Origin of the sequence: [Clostridium] fimetarium (assembly GCF_900111235.1) — a bacterium.
Lineage (GTDB): Bacteria > Bacillota > Clostridia > Lachnospirales > Lachnospiraceae > Clostridium_N > Clostridium_N fimetarium.
Genome location: NZ_FOJI01000022.1, coordinates 1 through 17,321, shown reverse-complemented (window position 1 = coordinate 17,321; position 17,321 = coordinate 1). Strand labels below are relative to the sequence as shown.

Sequence of the window (17,321 nt, the reverse complement as noted above, 5' to 3'; positions counted from 1 at the left end):
GCATTCCCTCACTTAATTCAAATTTTCTATATGCTAGGTTTTAATTTATAAATATACTGGGACGTTGGTTTATCTTATCTAACTTGGATTTTACTCATAATCTAATTTTTATTAATGTTCATACTAAATAGCCTTAAGCCGCTCAATATCGGTAGGGAGATTATCAATCCCCTTAAACTCTGAAACTACAATAGACAATATATTTTCTTTTATTTCTTTATTTACTTTTGTAATGCACATTTGCCATACCCCTCCGATACTTTTACAATCATCTTCAATCAAAATGTCTGGTTGCAACATTTCTACTATGTCTTTATAACTCTCTTTTTGCTCTCTTGATACCAAGAAAGAGCCAGCAAAGCCATATCTTTTTAAGAGGGTTGCAATATCATCCGCTTGTCTTTTCTTTCGTGAAGTACAGTAAATGATATTTGCGCCTTGTTGTTCCCACTCCTTTATGATTTTAACAGCATTTCCAATAGGGATATATGCATTATGATTATATAGAGAAAACCATGATTTCGGTTTTATAATAGTCCCCTCCACAAATAACATTATTGATAAATCGGTATAGTGATTTTCATTTAGTAAGTTTTTTCTCATAATGATACCTTTCAATTTCTTGTTTGCATAAATATTATGTAATTGCCTACTCTGTAACTGAACCATTGATTTCATTTCTGAACCTCACTGCAATTATCCATCCTGAAATGATGATTCACAAAAGCTCCCAACCTATCCTTTAAGGATGTAACAAACTTTTCCGATTGAAAAATCTCCATAAATTCTGACTTGTTTATCCATTTATATCCAATGGTTTCATCTTCCTGCAGTATTATAGAATCTTTTGAAATATCTGTCCTACACAGATATCCTTTATAAATCGTATCATGAGTTACTACGCTGTATGTAGGTTCTAATTTTGTTGCAACAATACCTGTCTCTTCCCAAAGTTCCCTCTTTGCCCCTTCAAAAAAGCTTTCTCCTTTTAGCACAGCACCACCTGCACCGCTTTCCCAATATCCAGGATAATTCGGTTTATTCCTATCTCTTTGCATCAATAATATAGTTCCTTCTTCATGAAAAACAAAAACCTCTGCAACTGCATGTCTGAAACCTTCTGGTATTTTTTCTCCGCGAATCAAATCCACACCCGCCAGTGTCCCATCTATGTTATATGCATCCCATAATTCCATTTCAATTACCCCATTGTTTTAATTTTATTATGTCTCTTCTTTTCTTATGTTCTTCTGGTGATTTTCCTGATTCCGAATTTCCAGATTCCAACAAATCATAACTAATCATGTAGCCCCCCCCGTTTGAATTAAGTTTATTAATCTCAATAATCCTTATTCTTTTACAGCCATTCCATTCGTCAAGTCGATAATCTCATCAATCACACTTCCGATATATTCTATTGTATCAAGAAGCGGTTGATCTGTTGTAATATCTACACCAGCCATCTTGGCCAATTCTACAGGAGTTTTTGTTGAACCTGCTTTAAGTACTTCTAGCCAGTCAAGAATTGCGGGTTGCCCTTCATTTAAAATTCTTTTGCTAACCTGTGTCGCAATCGTAAGCCCTGCACTATAAGTATAAGAATACAGTCCCATATAATAATGAGGCTGCCTCATCCATGTAAGTTCAGCTCCATCAACAATATCTACTGCATCACCCCAGAATTTTTCCAGTACATCTTTATTTATCTTACTAAGTGTATCCGCCTGAACACTCCCACCTTCATCTAAGATTTTATAAACTTCTCTTTGGTAAGCAGCTTCTAATAAATGAGTAACAAAATTATGATAATAGGTATGCCCTATCATAGACGATAATACCCATCGTCTAAAGCGCTTATCCTGACTGGTTGATAAAAGATAGTTTGCCATTAGAAGTTCATTCAATGTGGATGGTGCTTCTACAAAATAAGTAGAAACCTCTGTATCAAATATATTTTGGGCTTCATTGCACAGTCTAAAATGTCCAGCATGTCCTAATTCATGAGCCAGAGTAAATACCTCAGCCATTTTCTCACTCCATGAAAGTAGTATAAATGAATTTTTCCCATATGGACTTGAGCAAAAACCCCCAGTTGATTTTCCCTTGTTTTGTGCGAAATCAATCCAACGATCATTATATGCCGACTTTACCATATCTAAGTAGTCATCACCTAATACATTCAAAGCGCCTTCCATATATGCTTTTGATCCTTCAATGGTTACTGTTGGATCATATTCTGGATCAACTGCTATTTTTAGATCGGCAAATGTCATTTTATCCAGCTTATGAATGCTTTTTAACAGCTTTGCATATTTTCTCATATGAGGTGCTAGTTTTTCCATGATTAAATCAATTTGTCTATTATAAAGATTTCGATCCACCTTTTGTGAAAAAAGAAGGCTGTCAAAAACAGAATTAAAACCACGCAAGTTAGCTATTGTTTTTTCCTTTTGGACCTGAGTTTGATATGCCGCCGCAGTAGTATACTGATATTCTTTCAATTTATTTGAAAATACGTTAAATGCTTCTCTTCTTACTTTTGTGTTAATTTCATATTCATATTCATTTTCAAACATTGCATATCCCAATGGATATGTTTTTCCATCTACAACAAAAAGCGGAAAGTCCATATCTGCCAACTTAGTCTGTTCATATATATGATATGGCGCATCCAGTGTATTAGAAAGTGCTGACAATACCCGCTCTACCTCTGGATGTAATGCATATGCCTTTTCTTTTTTTATATCTTCTAAGTAAACAGCGTTTTTCTTCGAACTATAGATTGCTTTATCTATTTCCTCATCCAATGATTCCATTAGTTCACTCTTAATAAAACTAAGTCTGCTTAAGACATCAGAAATCTTATTTCTTGTTTCTACATATCTTGCCTGATTATCATTGTTTGAATAATCTACAGAAACTGCTAATTCTACATAGTTGCTTGTCAAACAGATTAATTCAGTAACTTTTCCATACAAATCCAAACAAGAATTTATGCTTTTTGCAGTGTTTATTTTCCCTCTATATTCCATTTCAATTTCAGAAGTCAAACGATTCATATTTTCTAATGCAACTACGAACTCATCATTTGTCTTAAATATTGATGTTAAATCCCATGTCAAATTGATATCTACATCTTTTCTTTTTATAATTACATTCTCCATTAGGTCTCTCTTTCTAAGTTTTTACTATTTGATATTAATTTTCTACATATAAAAAGTAATTTTTTACCACTTAATGTATAGGTTCATTATACTATAAGGCAAGATGTAATATCAATTTACTCATACATATATTTTTATTTGTTTTCACCTAATATTAAGTTAAATATAACTGATCAAGTGACTTTATTCTTCAGGAGTAATTAGCCCATATACTTATAAACATTTAAATATAACGCCTTACTTTATTCATATAATTTATGTACTCTTCCCCAAATTTCTTTACGCACCATCTTTCTTCAGATAGGATAATCCAATGCGCTGATATTTGAAAAACTAATAGTATTGCAAGTAATATAAACGACTGAGTAAGCAGCACGCAGCCTAAAAAATATATAAAATATGCAACATACATCGGATTGCGTGATACCAGGTAAATCCCGTTAAGATTGATACCATTTTCCGCAGGTTTTGCAAAATTTGAAACGGACACAATGCATAATAAGATTCCTAATCCATATATCATTAAACCTGCATAAAGCCAGTATGGATCACCTGTAATCTTGAGGAAGCACAAATAAATAAAAAACAATATGTTTGAAATTTCATAAAACCAGTATGCCGTCTTTTCTTTTCTAATCAATGGAGCGAATAAAGCCGCACGTTTCATCGCCTTCTTATCTAATATACTTAAAAGTACAAACCTTATAAGTATAAATGGTATTACTAATAGAATTGCATTCATGTACCCACGCTTTCTTAACTGTTTACATTTACAGTTCTTCCTTCAAAATTGCTTCAATGTAAAAGTGCTTATTATTCTGTTTACTTCCATCAAAGAAACAATTGTCAATATGCCTAATCTGTATAATGTTAAAATTACATAGTAATTTTATAATATCGTTTAATTCAACAAAATAATGAGGAATGTCCTTTTCAGGCCAATCTATTTTCATAATTGTATTTTCATCAATAACTGGAAATCCAGCTTCCTTATATTCATAACTTTCCTTAGAGCATAAAGTAAAGTAGATATTTCCACCAGGCTTTAACACCCGCTCTATTTCATTTAAGATTGTCAAAAACCCTTCTGTATCAGTATGCGAAATAACATGGAATGACCAAATGCAATCAAACACATTATTCGTAAAGGGCAATTGATTCATATCACATACTTTAGTCAATATTTCCAAACCAACTTTATGCTTCCATTCATTTAAAAACTTGACACCATCTTGAGATAAGTCGACTGCCGTTACATCAAAACCTTGCTCTGCAAATAAAATGGAATGCCTCCCCAATCCACACCCCAAATCAAGAATCGTTTTTTTCCCTTCCCTTTTCCACTTGTTTGCATAGTAGTAACTCTCCTCACAAGGATTCGTCCAAAATAATTTATCTGCTTCTTTCCAATTCCATTCCTTTGATTTCACCATATTTTGCTCCTCTTAATAACGATATCTACATTTTCCTTTGGGTTGTCAAATGAATAAATTCAACAAATTCCGAATTATCTGTTTTTTTATTCCTGCTCACATTCTCTGTATGGTTGTCTGTTTAAATATAATGGGAAGTTAATTCGTCTTCCACTATGCTCATTTTACTTTGTATATGCTCCGCCAGTATTACTATTGTTCAATGTGCCTTCAACTTCAATCAATAAACACTTAACCAGTGATTTACATACTGGCCGATGTTTTGTACCTTTAGGAATTATAATAAAGTCACCTTCACATAAATGAGTTAGACCATCATGAAATTCAATATCAAACTCACCTTCAATGCAATAAAACATCTCATCTGAATTTTCATGAGTATGAAAATCTAATGTTCGATTTTCTGCTTTTAATACATTAAGCATATGATCATTTAATTTTCCTACTCTCAAATATGTAAATAAGGAATCAATCGAGCTTACCTTATCCCTTAAGTTTATTTTATTCACCATAATCTTTCCTCCGATTCAGATAATACAAATAATGTTAATAATTTAAGAATGCTAAATACTACAATTCACTAGTAACGATATGTTCTATCTGTTGAGGCATATTTTTTAACTTCTCATTTAAAAACGTTGGATAAACTGTATGTTTATTTAGTTCACAAATGGGAATCCAGGTCATGTATTCCTTACCTTCAGAACACATACCATTACAATTAATAACTTGTGAGCCTTTAGATTTCATTAAAAAATAAAATGCTATCTCATGACACTTTAATCCTAAAATTTTTCCATCTCCGTAAAAGAAATTTTCATGTATAAAAATCAGCCTGTCTATTTCATAATTAATACCAGTTTCCTCAAACACTTCTCTTAAAACAGCCTCTTCTGCCGTCTCGCCTAAATGTACACCTCCGCCAACCGAATAAAAATAATCCGACATTTCATTACTGGCTAATAAAATGCTGTTATTTTCAATAATAATTGCTGTTGCTCGATATCTAAACCAGTTTCTTTCTGTAGTAATACAGCAATCCTTGTTATAATCAAGTTCCATAGGTTCACCTTTCAATTCGTTCCATTTGAATTTTCTGCATTTCTTTGAATGCGAAATTACTCATTGCTTCAGCCTCCATTTATAACTAAACCTCTGTTCTGTTCTTTTTCACCGGTACAGACTCAACTTTAATAGCTTACATATCCACATAATTCAGTACCTCAAGCGGTTTTTCCATTTGGAAGAAGTCATGTTTTCGCTTTGAAGGTTGTGTTATTCCTTCTTGTAAATACCAGGCTGCTTGAACTGCCTCCATCCCAAGATTTCTAGCAGTTTCCAACTCTTCGCTGCCCCCATCTCCAACATATATACAGTCTTGTGCTTTCACAGAAAATCCATACATACATCTTAGGAAAATCTCCTCTTCTGGTTTTTGAATTCCCTGTTCATATGAAAGATAAACAGCGTCAAAATATGGAAATAATTCACTTCTACGGATTGCATCAGCTTCCTCTGAAAAACAGTTACTAATTAATCCGACCAAAACTCCCTTTTTTTTCAATGTTGAAAGCATAGGAATAATTTCAGAATGTAAATGTCTAAAGCACTCTTCCTTTGCCGCTATACGTTTTTCCACGATTTTCTTTATAAGTATTTCGGAGTAGCAATGATTCTCTCTAAGAACTATTTCCAATGCTTCCTCTAAAGTCAACTCTCCTATAGAGCGTTCATGTTCAGTCGGACGCCATAGTGCCTGAAATTTGTCTTCTGAAATTCCTGCGTCTTCCGCCATCTGTGTTCCAAAATATAGTGGACTATGATAGTGCGTAATTAAAGTTTCAAACATATCAAAAATTACTGCCCGTATCAAATTATTTACCTTCTTCCGCTCCTATAATCAAAGCCAAATATCCCCATTCCCATATTAAGTTTTCAAAACTTTTTTCCAGATATTCACAGATATCTTCTTGGTCATATCCCATCATTCGTGATATAACAACAATATAATTACGCACCACCGTATAAGACAGTTTTTCTTGTTCATCCAGTAACCAGCCTAGAAAGATTGAGTGCCTCATCATCGCATATTCCATAGCAATCCACTGAAACATAACAACTATGCTTTCCAAATCCGATTCTGGCATCAGACTATTTGAGAAAATTTCCACAACAAGGTAATTACGAAATAACTTTTCATAAGAAGAAAACTGCTTTTCGAATTCCTGTAATTTTACGCTCATTTTATGCTTATCATAGTCTCTCGATAAGTTTTCCGCTATCACAGCTATTGGTTCCAGATAACTTGAATATTGCTCTTGCTTTCGATAATTTTCAGTCATGTCTAAAAAAAGTTCATTATTTTCTTCAAAAGTATCCAAACTTAGAAATTGCATGTTATCTATGGCCTCTGATAATTCTTTTAAACCAGCTTCGTCCTTATATTCGTCTATATCTTTTTTTAATATAGATTCCTTTTGATGAATATCCAGAAGAATATAAAAAAGCATCATCACACTCTTTGAAATAGAGAAGTGCTGATTTTGCATAATAGTAATCATCATCGTTCGAATCTGCAACAAAATGTCTCCATCCATATCTAACATATTCTTCGTAAAACAAATTTTATCCTGCTGATTAATCAAATCCACAACTTCTGGGCAGCAAGATACCAAAGAATATTCTTTTCTATCTGCAAATTCGTGTGTCTGCCTTGGAAAAATCGCACAGGTTTCAGACAAAACTTCATCTCCTAAATTCAATACTAGATTGCAAAGTTTCTGCTCATTTAAGAACGGACACTGCTTCTGTTCATTCAATGCAATAACACGTGTGCCATCTTTTTGTTTTACATATTGATCTAAATAATTATTGTTTTGCTTTGTTAAGCTTAATCGATTCCATTTTATATAAGTATCATCATCTACTTCAATCTTCCACTCTTGACAACAAGTAAATGAACACTTATCTGCAATACAGGTGAAATTGTCATAGTAGTCCGTTTTGATTTCTTTCTTCATAATCATCTCCTAAAGTGCACTGATAGAGTCATTTTATGTACTTTTTACTATCTCCGTATTTTTTTTAATCCAGTATATAACTATATTGTTTTTTAAAATTGCCCATGACTGTGATTGTCTGCCTGACTGTACTGCTGACCTGTCTGTTAATCCCAAGCTTTATGGTTTATAAAATGGTATTTTGTTACTACATTTAGGACACTTTAACATTATTTTCATCCCCTTTAGACTTTAGTCCCCCTTTATTTATACTATCTTTTTACTTAGTGTTATTTAAAACCCATAGCTTGTTTAACATTTTCCATCAGTTCCATAGATGTCAATAATTCTAATAGCTTAAAAGCTACACCTGGTGCTGTTTCAGGACAATACGAAGTGATCACATTCCGATCAACTACTATGGGTTCATTTATTACATTTACATGAAATTCCTTCAATTGATTTTGTCTTTTTCCTCCATCCAAATGGTAGGTAGTTGCCTTTCGACCATTTAAAATCCCACTTTTACCTAAAGGTAAGGCTGCAACACAAATTGTAGCAATTATTTTATTTTTTGCATTAAATTCTCGTATCAAACTTAGAAATCGCTCATCATATGCATCTTCATAGAATCCAAACTCTTCAAACCCACCTGGGATTGCTAAAGCATCATAATCATTTATATTAATTTCATCAAATATTTTAGAGACTATTACTGGGATATTAAAAGTACTCAAAACCTGCCTTGTAAATCCACATGTCACAACAGTAACATCTACTCCATAATCATTTTTTGCCCATCCCATAACATCTACAAACGGACTAAATTCCATAGTTTCAAAACCCTTCACTAAAAACAACAAAATCTTCATTTAATTCTCCTTGCTACTAATTTTTTTATTATACTTTATAAATATATATACTGCATTACATTGTTGTTCTATCATTTATCTATTAACAGGAATCTCCCTAGCGTAATCCATTGGGTTCAAGCATGAATGTCCTTCTTTTAAACTTTCATTTAAATCACTAACTATAGCTAAATGCATTGTTCTAGATGCCATAATTTATCCCATCCTAAGTAAATATTTTTGTTTTTCGTATGAAGCTTCTAAATATAGAATCTCAGATTTATTCATCAGCCATATTGTATCCAGAATTTTTCATAAGTTCAATTAGATTTGAAGTAATATTACTTTTTAAAACTCCATACTTTTCTTCTGAGAACTCATATTGACTACTATTTCTTTGTTCTTTCGGATAAAAATAAGATGGTCTACACTTATTTTTATCAGGTTCCCAATCATAGCGTGATTCAATATGTGCATGTAAATAATTATCTAAATTCATTAATATAGAATAATTTATTCTTAATGGATTACAGGTCTTAATAATGGCGTCACCTATAAGAGTCATATCTATTAAATATTGCGTTCTATCTGCCAAAGATAACTCATTTAATGAACTTGCCTTAGGAAATCCAAGAAGGACACAATATCCTGGCAAAAATTGATAATCCCCCATAACTGCAAATCCACTTTTCATTTTTACCATTACTGTCGGATTTTCGCCCATTTCAGCAGAGTAAATCCTATCAATTTTCCAATTATCCATAACTTCACTCCTCCATAAATGTATTTACTCTAGATTTTCATTCAACTTCATGTTATGTAAGTAATCGTATTGTCTTTTTCTTGATGTCAAAATTTAACCCTCCAGATATTCAAATTTTCCTATGTGCTAGATTTACGCTATAAAGTCCATTTGAACTCATTGAGGGGCATCTTTTATTTAAATTAAGGTAATGACTTATACACAAAATTTAATGTTGCATTAGTCCTTTTGGTAAAGAAATCCGGCAAAGTTGCTTGAAATGCAGGATCGTTGGTATAAAGTGTATACCCAGATGTTTCAAGCCAATAACCTAATATATAATAAAAATCACAGTCAATTTTAATATCAACACCTTCACCCGCACCTTGTATATATCCAGAGTAGTTAAGTTTATCGTTTATATATTGTATACCCAAATCCATTACGTCCAACATTTGTTCATATGCAGTTTGCCCTAATAAATTCTTTGCTTTTTCCTTATCTGCATCTCTTGGAAATATAGAATCGATTAGATTAGCATTTGTGTAATTAGGTTCTGCAATTGTATAATTACCGTCAATTATTACGTTGAAACCAAAGCCCAAAGCCGAATTATTTTCAGCAGATACTGTAAGTTGGCCATTATCTATTATAAAGGTAACAATTGCAGTCTTATTGGAATATTTATCTTTATAAGTAAAAATAGATTTATATTTATCAGTTATTTGCGCTGTTCCTGATATAATTCCGCTATGGGCACCATACCAACCTCTAAAATCAAAGTCAAAAAAATCATTTTTCTGGTTTGTAATTTTAATCCTACCACCAAATGCTTTAGGGATATTAGTACGATTCCATTCACCTTCAAAAGATGAACCATCTGCCAAATTGCTTGATTCAGTATTGGTTGATTCGGTTGATACTGTATTGTTTGATTCAGTCTTGTTTAATACTGTATTATCTGTAGTTTCATTTATTGTAATGTTTGACGTAGAATTATTTGATGCAGTCTTATCAATGATATGACCACAAGCGCAAAGTGAAACCACGAATGATGCTATTATAAATAGTACAAATTTTCTTCTAATTTTCATATTAATTCCCCATAAATATTTCTTATTAAAAATTCTGTTTTCTCTTTATTTAATACTCCCATACCTTGAATTATACGTTCACCACTATTCTTTGTAACTCTTATCACTGGTGCTCCTCTAGCCTCTGAGCATCTGCTTAAATAAACCTGAATTCACTTTTTCCTTTATTATGCCTTTTTGTGCGAAGCAAACATATATATATTACGATCTTGTTATTTAAATGCGATTAAATTCCTTTAAGAAAAGCATTTTTTCAATGCATTTTCTTGCTTTTGCCATATGTAAGCTAATTGTTTCTTCTTTTGGATATAGCTTCGCATTATTAAACCAACGCCACGAAACTGGCCAAACATTATTCGTTGGAAGTGTCTTTATCAGGAAATCACATTCTTTCTCGACTATCTCTTCGTTTCCTTTTCGAAACATACTATTCTTCGTCTTGATAAAGTCGGAAGGACGATATCCATAGTTTCCCCACTGTTTCTCCTCTTTTTGCATTGTCTGATTAACTATTGTAATCAGTCTCTGCTGTAATTTCGCATAGTCATATCCTTTTATCCCCATCTTCTCTATTGCATCTATAAGTGTAATATAACTAGATGGTCCCATGTCTCCCAAATTGTTTTCCTGAAACCTTGCAATATAAGAATCCAGTTGCTGCATCACAGTATCAAAAACTGATAAGTCCGAGGCGTACTTGATTACAAACGCACTTAACGACATAATGACTCCTGTACTCTCGACCTTGTTATATTGATCATCATAATTGTAAAAAGAAGCATGAGGATAATCGGCATTCGTTGGTAACGTAAAAATCCATTGCTCTGGACCTGTTGCATTCAGATACTTTCGGATTCCTTGATAGACCGGATGATTCATATCATAAAATCCAACCATCTCTAGTGCTTCAATTGCATAAAGACTGGCATACGGTACTGAATTCGCATTCCAGTTATCCGGGTCAAGTCCATGTCCAAAGCCACCATCTTCATTCTGATATGCTAACATCGCATCGGCCACTGCCACTGCGGCTCCATCTGCAAATAAGCAGTCCCAGATTTTCAAATCCAGTTCTCTTGCATTTCGATGCATCCAATTATTAACATGTTTTAAATCAATCTTGTTCATATAGTTAATCTCCTTATGTAGTAGTCAAACAACAAGTGGCCACATCTAATTTTTCTCTGTTATTAACAATAATAAATTCCCAAGGTTGTCTATTACCAGCCGTCGGGGCTGCCATTGCTGCTTTTAGTAAGATTACTAGTTTCTCATTTTCAAATTCCTTTGCAGTGTAATTCCTAATGCTTCGCCTTTTGAAAATAGAATCTATAAGGCTTTCATATTCCATTTGTCTTCCTCCTCTTGTATAATTTACTCTATTTATGATTCTTCCTATAAATATAACAATCAGCTTAGAATATCCCTGGCAATTTAAATAAAATCACTAATCCCATGATAAACGATGCAGAATTCGCAACGATTGAATAAACAGGTGCTATCCACTTTTTAATAGGTATATCTGTTTTTGCTTTCGAAAAATAAAGAGAATAGACAAAGGCCTCAATTAAAACGACAAGTAATTCCATCCAAATATAATTGAAAACAAAAGCATATCCACCACTTTTATAGTTGATTATGTTTAAAAGAATGTTAAGTGCAATCTGGGTAACCATGTTAATCGCGATGATAAATAAAAGAATATTTCTCTTTTTTAATCCAAAAAACAGGGCTACAAGAATTTCAACTGCCATGGTAAGAAGTATTCTCACCGATAAAGAGGTCATTTCAGCAGATGAATCATATTTTTTTTCTGTTACTATAGTAGTTTTATTATCTAATATGGATACTTTGTAATAACTGTCAAAAGCATATTTATATGAAATTTCTGTGGAGATGAATTTATCCTCCTTGGGAAAATAGATTAGTACCTTAAATGTACTTGGTGGATAGTAAGTCCAGTTAAATGTGTTTTGTTCGTTACAACGCTGAAAGTAATTAATAAAATAGAATCCATCCACATCCTTATAATTTCGAAAGGCCTGCCATGCATCAATGCCTTCTTCCTTATGTTCACGTACTAAATAATTATTTTCATCAATTGGTTTAGTACTGAAATAATGTGGACCCGTGCTTTGCTCTTCAGAAAGTAACGTTATGTAATATATTTGATTTTCTATTCCAACAAAGTCAATGTTTACCGAAGGCTTTGGCCCCATGTCTGCATAAACAGCCCTAGGAAAAAGTAAAACTATAACAATGACACTTAAAAGACCTGATATTATTTTTTTGCTCACCACTAGCACCTCTATTCATCTAATATTAATAATCTTCCCTTCAACTTCAAATTTATCTGTTTCAATACTTGTGTTTTTAAATATAATAGATAGTTAAATCCAACCAATAAATTTGAATCAAACAATTATTTAGCCAGATTTATTTCTTTTTCAAAGAATGCCTTTTCAAGAATGCTATATTCTTCATGTGAACATTTTATCTTACAATTTCTTTTATATTCTTCAGAACGTATAAGCATATGATTTATTTTTTCACATGGATACTTACGACATTGGTTACACTTATTTACGTTATGTTCCTGAATACACTCTACTAATCTATAAGTACATTGTTTATGAGAAGAACAACCCAAACAGCTAATTTCCACATTAGAAACAACTGTATTTCTCCAACCAACTCTATACCATAATTCGGCAACCTTCTTTAGTTCTTCATCACTTTTTGCATTATACCTCGGACACACCAAACAGTTATCTCCACATAATGTGATTTTTTCTTCCATAAATTGTTTGTCCTTTCATGTATCAATTACACATTTTGATGTAAATCTTTAAAATAAAATCAGCTTTTAGTTTACAATATCATGAATATTAAACTAGTTATGTAAATTTACTGTAGATTATACTTATTTTGAACGTAATTCCCACCATGTTTCGTTTTGTATAGGATAAAATCCGATATTATAGTAGAACTGCTGTGACGAAAGAACGTAAGCTTGTTTTGCTCCGAGTTTACCACACCTGTTTACACCTTCAAGTACAGCTGCTTTTCCCAAACCCATTTTACGATATTCTGGCAAAGTAAATACTGGTTCTACATAAGCATATCCACTATCAGGAATGCACCACATTCCACAATGAGCAGCATAGTCACCGTTCGGGGCTACTACTAATATCCGCAAATACAGGTTTAGGTGTGGGGCATCAAAACCTTCACGTTTCCTCATAGATTCTATTTCTTTTTCATTTCGTTGACGCTGGTTGTTAAAGCCTCTCCATATTGCATTGTAATATCGTTCAACATCAAAACTTTTGTCATCAAAACTAATAATTTTATAACCTTCTGGGAGCGTATAGTAGTTATTATTAATCTCAATTATCGCCACCGAAGACTTCTGAGTTGTAGGAATAAAGCCTTTTTGAATAGCAACTTGCTGATATCCTAAGTCTCCATCTGGTAATGTGATTTTTAAATTTCCATGCAAACTCAAATTCTGCAAGGCATAATCAATAAGCTGAGGTTTCAAATAATTGTACTTCTCGTCTAAGCAGAAATAAGACTCACCGAGATTATTTTCATAAGTTACAAGCCCAACAATGATTCCATCATTTTCGACAATACCAATATGTGACAAATATTCCATACTCATATATGGACCAAATTGCCATACCCATCTTGCCCATAAATAGTTAGGAGTAATAACATTATCCTTATTTATACGAATTAAAAAATCACACACTTTATGAAAATCATCTGTATACCCTAATTCACAAGTGTAGTTTCTAATTATAGCGCTCATATTAAACCTCCAAGATTTCAATAATGACTTTAGTTCTGAAATTATTAGTTTTCTTTTTAATTGTAAATTCAAATTTGTTTGTTTCATATTTTATTTAAATATAATGGGAAGTTCACTGGATTCACTTTATTACATGTTATTTTTTTTATTAACCCTATATTCCCTTAATATCAATATTAATACTACAGTACTAATCAATGCTGACACTTTTGTCATCAGCATTAGACTAATTGGCAGTATTATACCTATCAAAAATATAATAACAGAAACTGCATCGAGTACATATGTCATTCTACGCAGATTATTATGATGAATAATACAGAATATTGCTATTCCCATTATATAAATACATTCCATATAAAATATTATCATTGTTCCTCCTCTTAAAGAAAACAGGCTCCTTCATTTTATCAAATATCCCCATCTTATTTTTCACCTCCACCATATACAAAATGCAATTTTATTGCGCGGCAGTTTCGCTTGCAGCAGTAGCTGCAGTGGCACTTTCAAGGTATGACTTAAGATCAAAATTTTCACCATTTCTAACTTTATCCATCAGTTCACTTGCTCTATTGATTGAATTGTAGTCTGGTAAAATAATAGACATTTCCCTGAGTAAAGGATCATTTGGATATAGGTTCGAAGGACCATAGTTATCACCAAAACCGGTTGTATTATAGGTCTGAACATTCCATGATTTCGGATTGTTTAGCATATCTTTAATAACCGCTGAAATGTTTGATTGAAGCATATTTGTTGAAAACATTCCAGATAAAGAATCCATTAAGCTCGGATAAGTTGTAAGTATTGAAGGTGATGAGGCTTTTGCAATTAAAGCCTGGAGTGCAAACATCTGATTGCGGCCACGTTGGTTATCACCAAGCGCTTTAAATGCCATACGTTCTCTGCAAAAAGTGAGTACTTTTTCACCGCTACAATTAGAATTTAGGCCGGCTGAAAAGTGGTATAAATTCATACATGTATCATAAGTTGAATTAAAGTCTAGCTCAGAGTTAATATCCAGACCACCAAGTGCATCGACTATTTTTATTGTACCAGAAAAGTTTATTCTCGCAAAATAATCGATATTTACTCCATATAGATTACCTAGGGTTTCCATTACGGCATCTGTTCCGAAGTTTCCGGCATGAGTGAGTTTGTCTGTCTTAATTCCACTTTGTGATAAGGTGTATATCTTACAATAATAATCACGAGGTGTAGTTACAAGAATGGCTTGTCTAGTAATGGGGTTAAAGGTAGCAACAATATTGACATCATTTTTTGTTGAATCTCCATCGAGGTTGCCATCTGTATCATTACCCCCAATAAATATTGTAAAGGGTTCAGTAACAAGGTTTTTTGCAACTCTTGTTATCTTAGATTCAAATTTGATGGTTTCAAGAACCTTTGTCTTTTCATTAAAATCACTAAACTGTTGTTCTATTTCAGATCTAAAAGATTCATTTAAAATGATTGCTTTTACGTTTTGATTATATAGAGCATTCACTAGTGTATTCCAGTCATCATAAGTTACGGTTTTGAGACTGATATTGAGGTCGTCGTTAATTTTTCGAACAACTTTTTCGCTGTTAGTATTATCATTTAAACCATTATATCCAAATATGTAAGTTTGTGCTTCGCTTAAAGTATCGGCTGTGTCTTTGTTTAGTACAATAACTGAAAAGTAATCAGTTTTGACGTTAGAACCAGATACGTCTTGTAACATATTATCGGTTTTGTAAATATATATGGAACCAACAAATAATATGATACTCAGAAAAACTGCGAGTACTTTTCCAAATATATGAGCCTTAGTGAGCTGAGAAAAGATATTGTATGCTGTGATTAAGAGCAAGACTATAACAATTACAATTATGTATTTATTAGGAATAATATTCAAATGGAATAAAAAAAACAAAAATACAATTGAAATAATGGTTTGCAGTGTAACTAGAATGAAACCAATCGTGCGATTTTGAATTTTTCTTTTCTTTTTCAATTCTTTTGGCGCAAGTGAAGATGAACGCGTAAAAAGTAATTTCATATTATCTTTAGTATTATTATTAATTTTTGAAAACAAATCTTTCATTCTTCTCTCCAATCTAGTGTAAGTACATTAAATATAACTATATATCAAATCTCAAATTATCTCCTTATCTTCATTTTTCAAGTGAGAAATAAGGTTCTTTTGCTTTAAAGCTATCATAAAAAACTTCTTAACTTTTCTATGGATGTGGTCTCATACCTCATATAAATTCTTATTCATCTATTTTTCCATAACTTAATAAATATAATGGGAAGCTCACAACTACTCGACAGTATCAAAAAACATGAATATCTCCTGTTAAATAAAGAGTTGCATACCCAGAAATCTTTACCCTATCTCCACAATTTTTGCAATAAAGTTTACCACCTCTTTTAGATAATTGAAAAGCTATCAAATCATCTTTATTTAACTTTTTTGACCAAAACGGAATTAACGTTGAATGAGATGATCCAGTCACAGAATCTTCAGGAATACCCGCATTAGGCGCAAAAAATCTTGAAACAAAATCAACTTTTTTCCCTTTTGCAGTTACAATTACAGCAAAACAGTTTGGAATAGTCTTTATTAATTCTAAATTTGGTGATATTTTTTTCACTTGTTCTTCTGTATCCACAAGCAAAAGCAGATCACGTGAGAGATGAGCTTCCAAGACTTTAGTCCCAATTGATTTTGACATTATAGACGAAATCTCTATTTGTTCAGATTTTCTTGATGGGAAGTCCATTTCAAACAAATCACCTGTTCTAATAACTGATAATAATCCACTTTTTGTATGAAAGTTAATTATATCAACCTTTTGATTAACAAAATTTGATATAACAAATGCGCTAGCTAATGTTGCATGTCCACATAAATCAATTTCAACTTCTGGTGTAAACCATCGAAGGTCATATTCATTATTGTTTTTAACGATAAAAGCAGTTTCAGCGAGGTTATTTTCTGCAGCGATATTTTGCAGAACAGAATCATCAAGCCATTTTTCCAATAAACAAACCCCAGCTTGATTTCCTTTAAATAGTTCATCCGTAAATGCATCTACAATATAGTATTTCACAATATACTCCCTCCACATTATATAAATACTTTCTCGGAATCTCTAGCCCTTATTCTATAAGGGTTTCAACTCCTATATTTTAAAAATCACCCACTTTTTTATCGAAAAGGCTTGACAAAT

At 32.5% G+C, this 17,321-nt stretch carries 20 protein-coding genes; all 20 read right to left on the bottom strand.

Annotation, left to right across the window (positions count from 1 at the left end; translation table 11 throughout):
• Positions 1 to 123 precede the first annotated feature (123 nt).
• The gene (locus BMY18_RS18950) at positions 124 to 678 is read right to left on the bottom strand and encodes a P-loop NTPase family protein (RefSeq protein ID WP_092457615.1); all 555 of its coding nucleotides are present in this window, start codon (positions 676 to 678) and stop codon (positions 124 to 126) included.
• Positions 675 to 1,196, bottom strand: coding sequence for an NUDIX hydrolase (locus BMY18_RS18945; RefSeq protein WP_092457613.1), 522 nt, complete (start codon positions 1,194 to 1,196; stop codon positions 675 to 677). The genes BMY18_RS18950 and BMY18_RS18945 overlap by 4 nt, the downstream gene beginning before the upstream one ends.
• 153 nt (positions 1,197 to 1,349) lie before the next feature.
• Positions 1,350 to 3,164 carry an oligoendopeptidase F gene (gene pepF, locus BMY18_RS18940; protein ID WP_092457610.1) on the bottom strand — a complete coding sequence of 605 codons (1,815 nt, stop codon included), beginning with the start codon at positions 3,162 to 3,164 and terminating at the stop codon, positions 1,350 to 1,352.
• A gap of 223 nt (positions 3,165 to 3,387) precedes the next feature.
• Positions 3,388 to 3,906: a methyltransferase family protein gene (locus BMY18_RS18935; RefSeq protein WP_092457607.1), complete on the bottom strand. Its 519-nt coding sequence runs from the start codon at positions 3,904 to 3,906 to the stop codon at positions 3,388 to 3,390.
• 28 nt (positions 3,907 to 3,934) lie between these two features.
• Positions 3,935 to 4,597, bottom strand: coding sequence for a class I SAM-dependent methyltransferase (locus tag BMY18_RS18930; RefSeq protein ID WP_092457604.1), 663 nt, complete (start codon positions 4,595 to 4,597; stop codon positions 3,935 to 3,937).
• A gap of 164 nt (positions 4,598 to 4,761) precedes the next feature.
• Positions 4,762 to 5,109: a cupin domain-containing protein gene (locus tag BMY18_RS18925; protein WP_092457601.1), complete on the bottom strand. Its 348-nt coding sequence runs from the start codon at positions 5,107 to 5,109 to the stop codon at positions 4,762 to 4,764.
• A 58-nt stretch (positions 5,110 to 5,167) separates the two neighbouring features.
• A complete protein-coding gene (locus tag BMY18_RS18920) occupies positions 5,168 to 5,659 on the bottom strand; it encodes an NUDIX hydrolase (RefSeq protein ID WP_092457599.1) in 492 nt (163 codons plus the stop codon).
• 136 nt (positions 5,660 to 5,795) lie between these two features.
• The gene (locus BMY18_RS18915) at positions 5,796 to 6,470 is read right to left on the bottom strand and encodes an HAD family hydrolase (RefSeq protein WP_092457596.1); all 675 of its coding nucleotides are present in this window, start codon (positions 6,468 to 6,470) and stop codon (positions 5,796 to 5,798) included.
• Between the two features lies 1 nt (position 6,471).
• Positions 6,472 to 7,617 (bottom strand): flagellin lysine-N-methylase, encoded by a 1,146-nt coding sequence (gene fliB, locus BMY18_RS18910; protein ID WP_092457593.1) that lies wholly within the window; start codon positions 7,615 to 7,617, stop codon positions 6,472 to 6,474.
• A 269-nt stretch (positions 7,618 to 7,886) separates the two neighbouring features.
• The gene (locus tag BMY18_RS18905; RefSeq protein ID WP_092457590.1) at positions 7,887 to 8,468 is read right to left on the bottom strand and encodes a DJ-1/PfpI family protein; all 582 of its coding nucleotides are present in this window, start codon (positions 8,466 to 8,468) and stop codon (positions 7,887 to 7,889) included.
• A gap of 259 nt (positions 8,469 to 8,727) precedes the next feature.
• Complete coding sequence (locus BMY18_RS18900; protein ID WP_092457587.1) at positions 8,728 to 9,210, bottom strand: hypothetical protein; 483 nt, start codon at positions 9,208 to 9,210, stop codon at positions 8,728 to 8,730.
• A 182-nt stretch (positions 9,211 to 9,392) separates the two neighbouring features.
• Complete coding sequence (locus tag BMY18_RS18895) at positions 9,393 to 10,283, bottom strand: hypothetical protein (protein ID WP_092457583.1); 891 nt, start codon at positions 10,281 to 10,283, stop codon at positions 9,393 to 9,395.
• Positions 10,284 to 10,499: 216 nt separating this feature from the next.
• A complete protein-coding gene (locus tag BMY18_RS18890) occupies positions 10,500 to 11,411 on the bottom strand; it encodes a hypothetical protein (protein ID WP_092457580.1) in 912 nt (303 codons plus the stop codon).
• A gap of 13 nt (positions 11,412 to 11,424) precedes the next feature.
• Positions 11,425 to 11,634: a nitroreductase family protein gene (locus BMY18_RS18885; protein WP_242941076.1), complete on the bottom strand. Its 210-nt coding sequence runs from the start codon at positions 11,632 to 11,634 to the stop codon at positions 11,425 to 11,427.
• Between the two features lie 64 nt (positions 11,635 to 11,698).
• Positions 11,699 to 12,580 carry a hypothetical protein gene (locus tag BMY18_RS18880; protein WP_092457577.1) on the bottom strand — a complete coding sequence of 294 codons (882 nt, stop codon included), beginning with the start codon at positions 12,578 to 12,580 and terminating at the stop codon, positions 11,699 to 11,701.
• Positions 12,581 to 12,705: 125 nt separating this feature from the next.
• A complete protein-coding gene (locus BMY18_RS18875) occupies positions 12,706 to 13,083 on the bottom strand; it encodes a DUF3795 domain-containing protein (RefSeq protein ID WP_092457574.1) in 378 nt (125 codons plus the stop codon).
• A 123-nt stretch (positions 13,084 to 13,206) separates the two neighbouring features.
• Entirely contained in the window at positions 13,207 to 14,100 is an 894-nt protein-coding gene (locus BMY18_RS18870; RefSeq protein WP_170841497.1) for a GNAT family N-acetyltransferase, read from the bottom strand.
• A 129-nt stretch (positions 14,101 to 14,229) separates the two neighbouring features.
• Positions 14,230 to 14,472: a hypothetical protein gene (locus BMY18_RS18865; RefSeq protein WP_092457567.1), complete on the bottom strand. Its 243-nt coding sequence runs from the start codon at positions 14,470 to 14,472 to the stop codon at positions 14,230 to 14,232.
• 88 nt (positions 14,473 to 14,560) lie between these two features.
• Positions 14,561 to 16,189, bottom strand: coding sequence for an LCP family protein (locus tag BMY18_RS18860; protein ID WP_092457564.1), 1,629 nt, complete (start codon positions 16,187 to 16,189; stop codon positions 14,561 to 14,563).
• 232 nt (positions 16,190 to 16,421) lie between these two features.
• Positions 16,422 to 17,201, bottom strand: a complete 780-nt coding sequence (locus BMY18_RS18855; protein ID WP_092457562.1) for a PhzF family phenazine biosynthesis protein — start codon at positions 17,199 to 17,201, stop codon at positions 16,422 to 16,424.
• Positions 17,202 to 17,321: the final 120 nt, after the last annotated feature.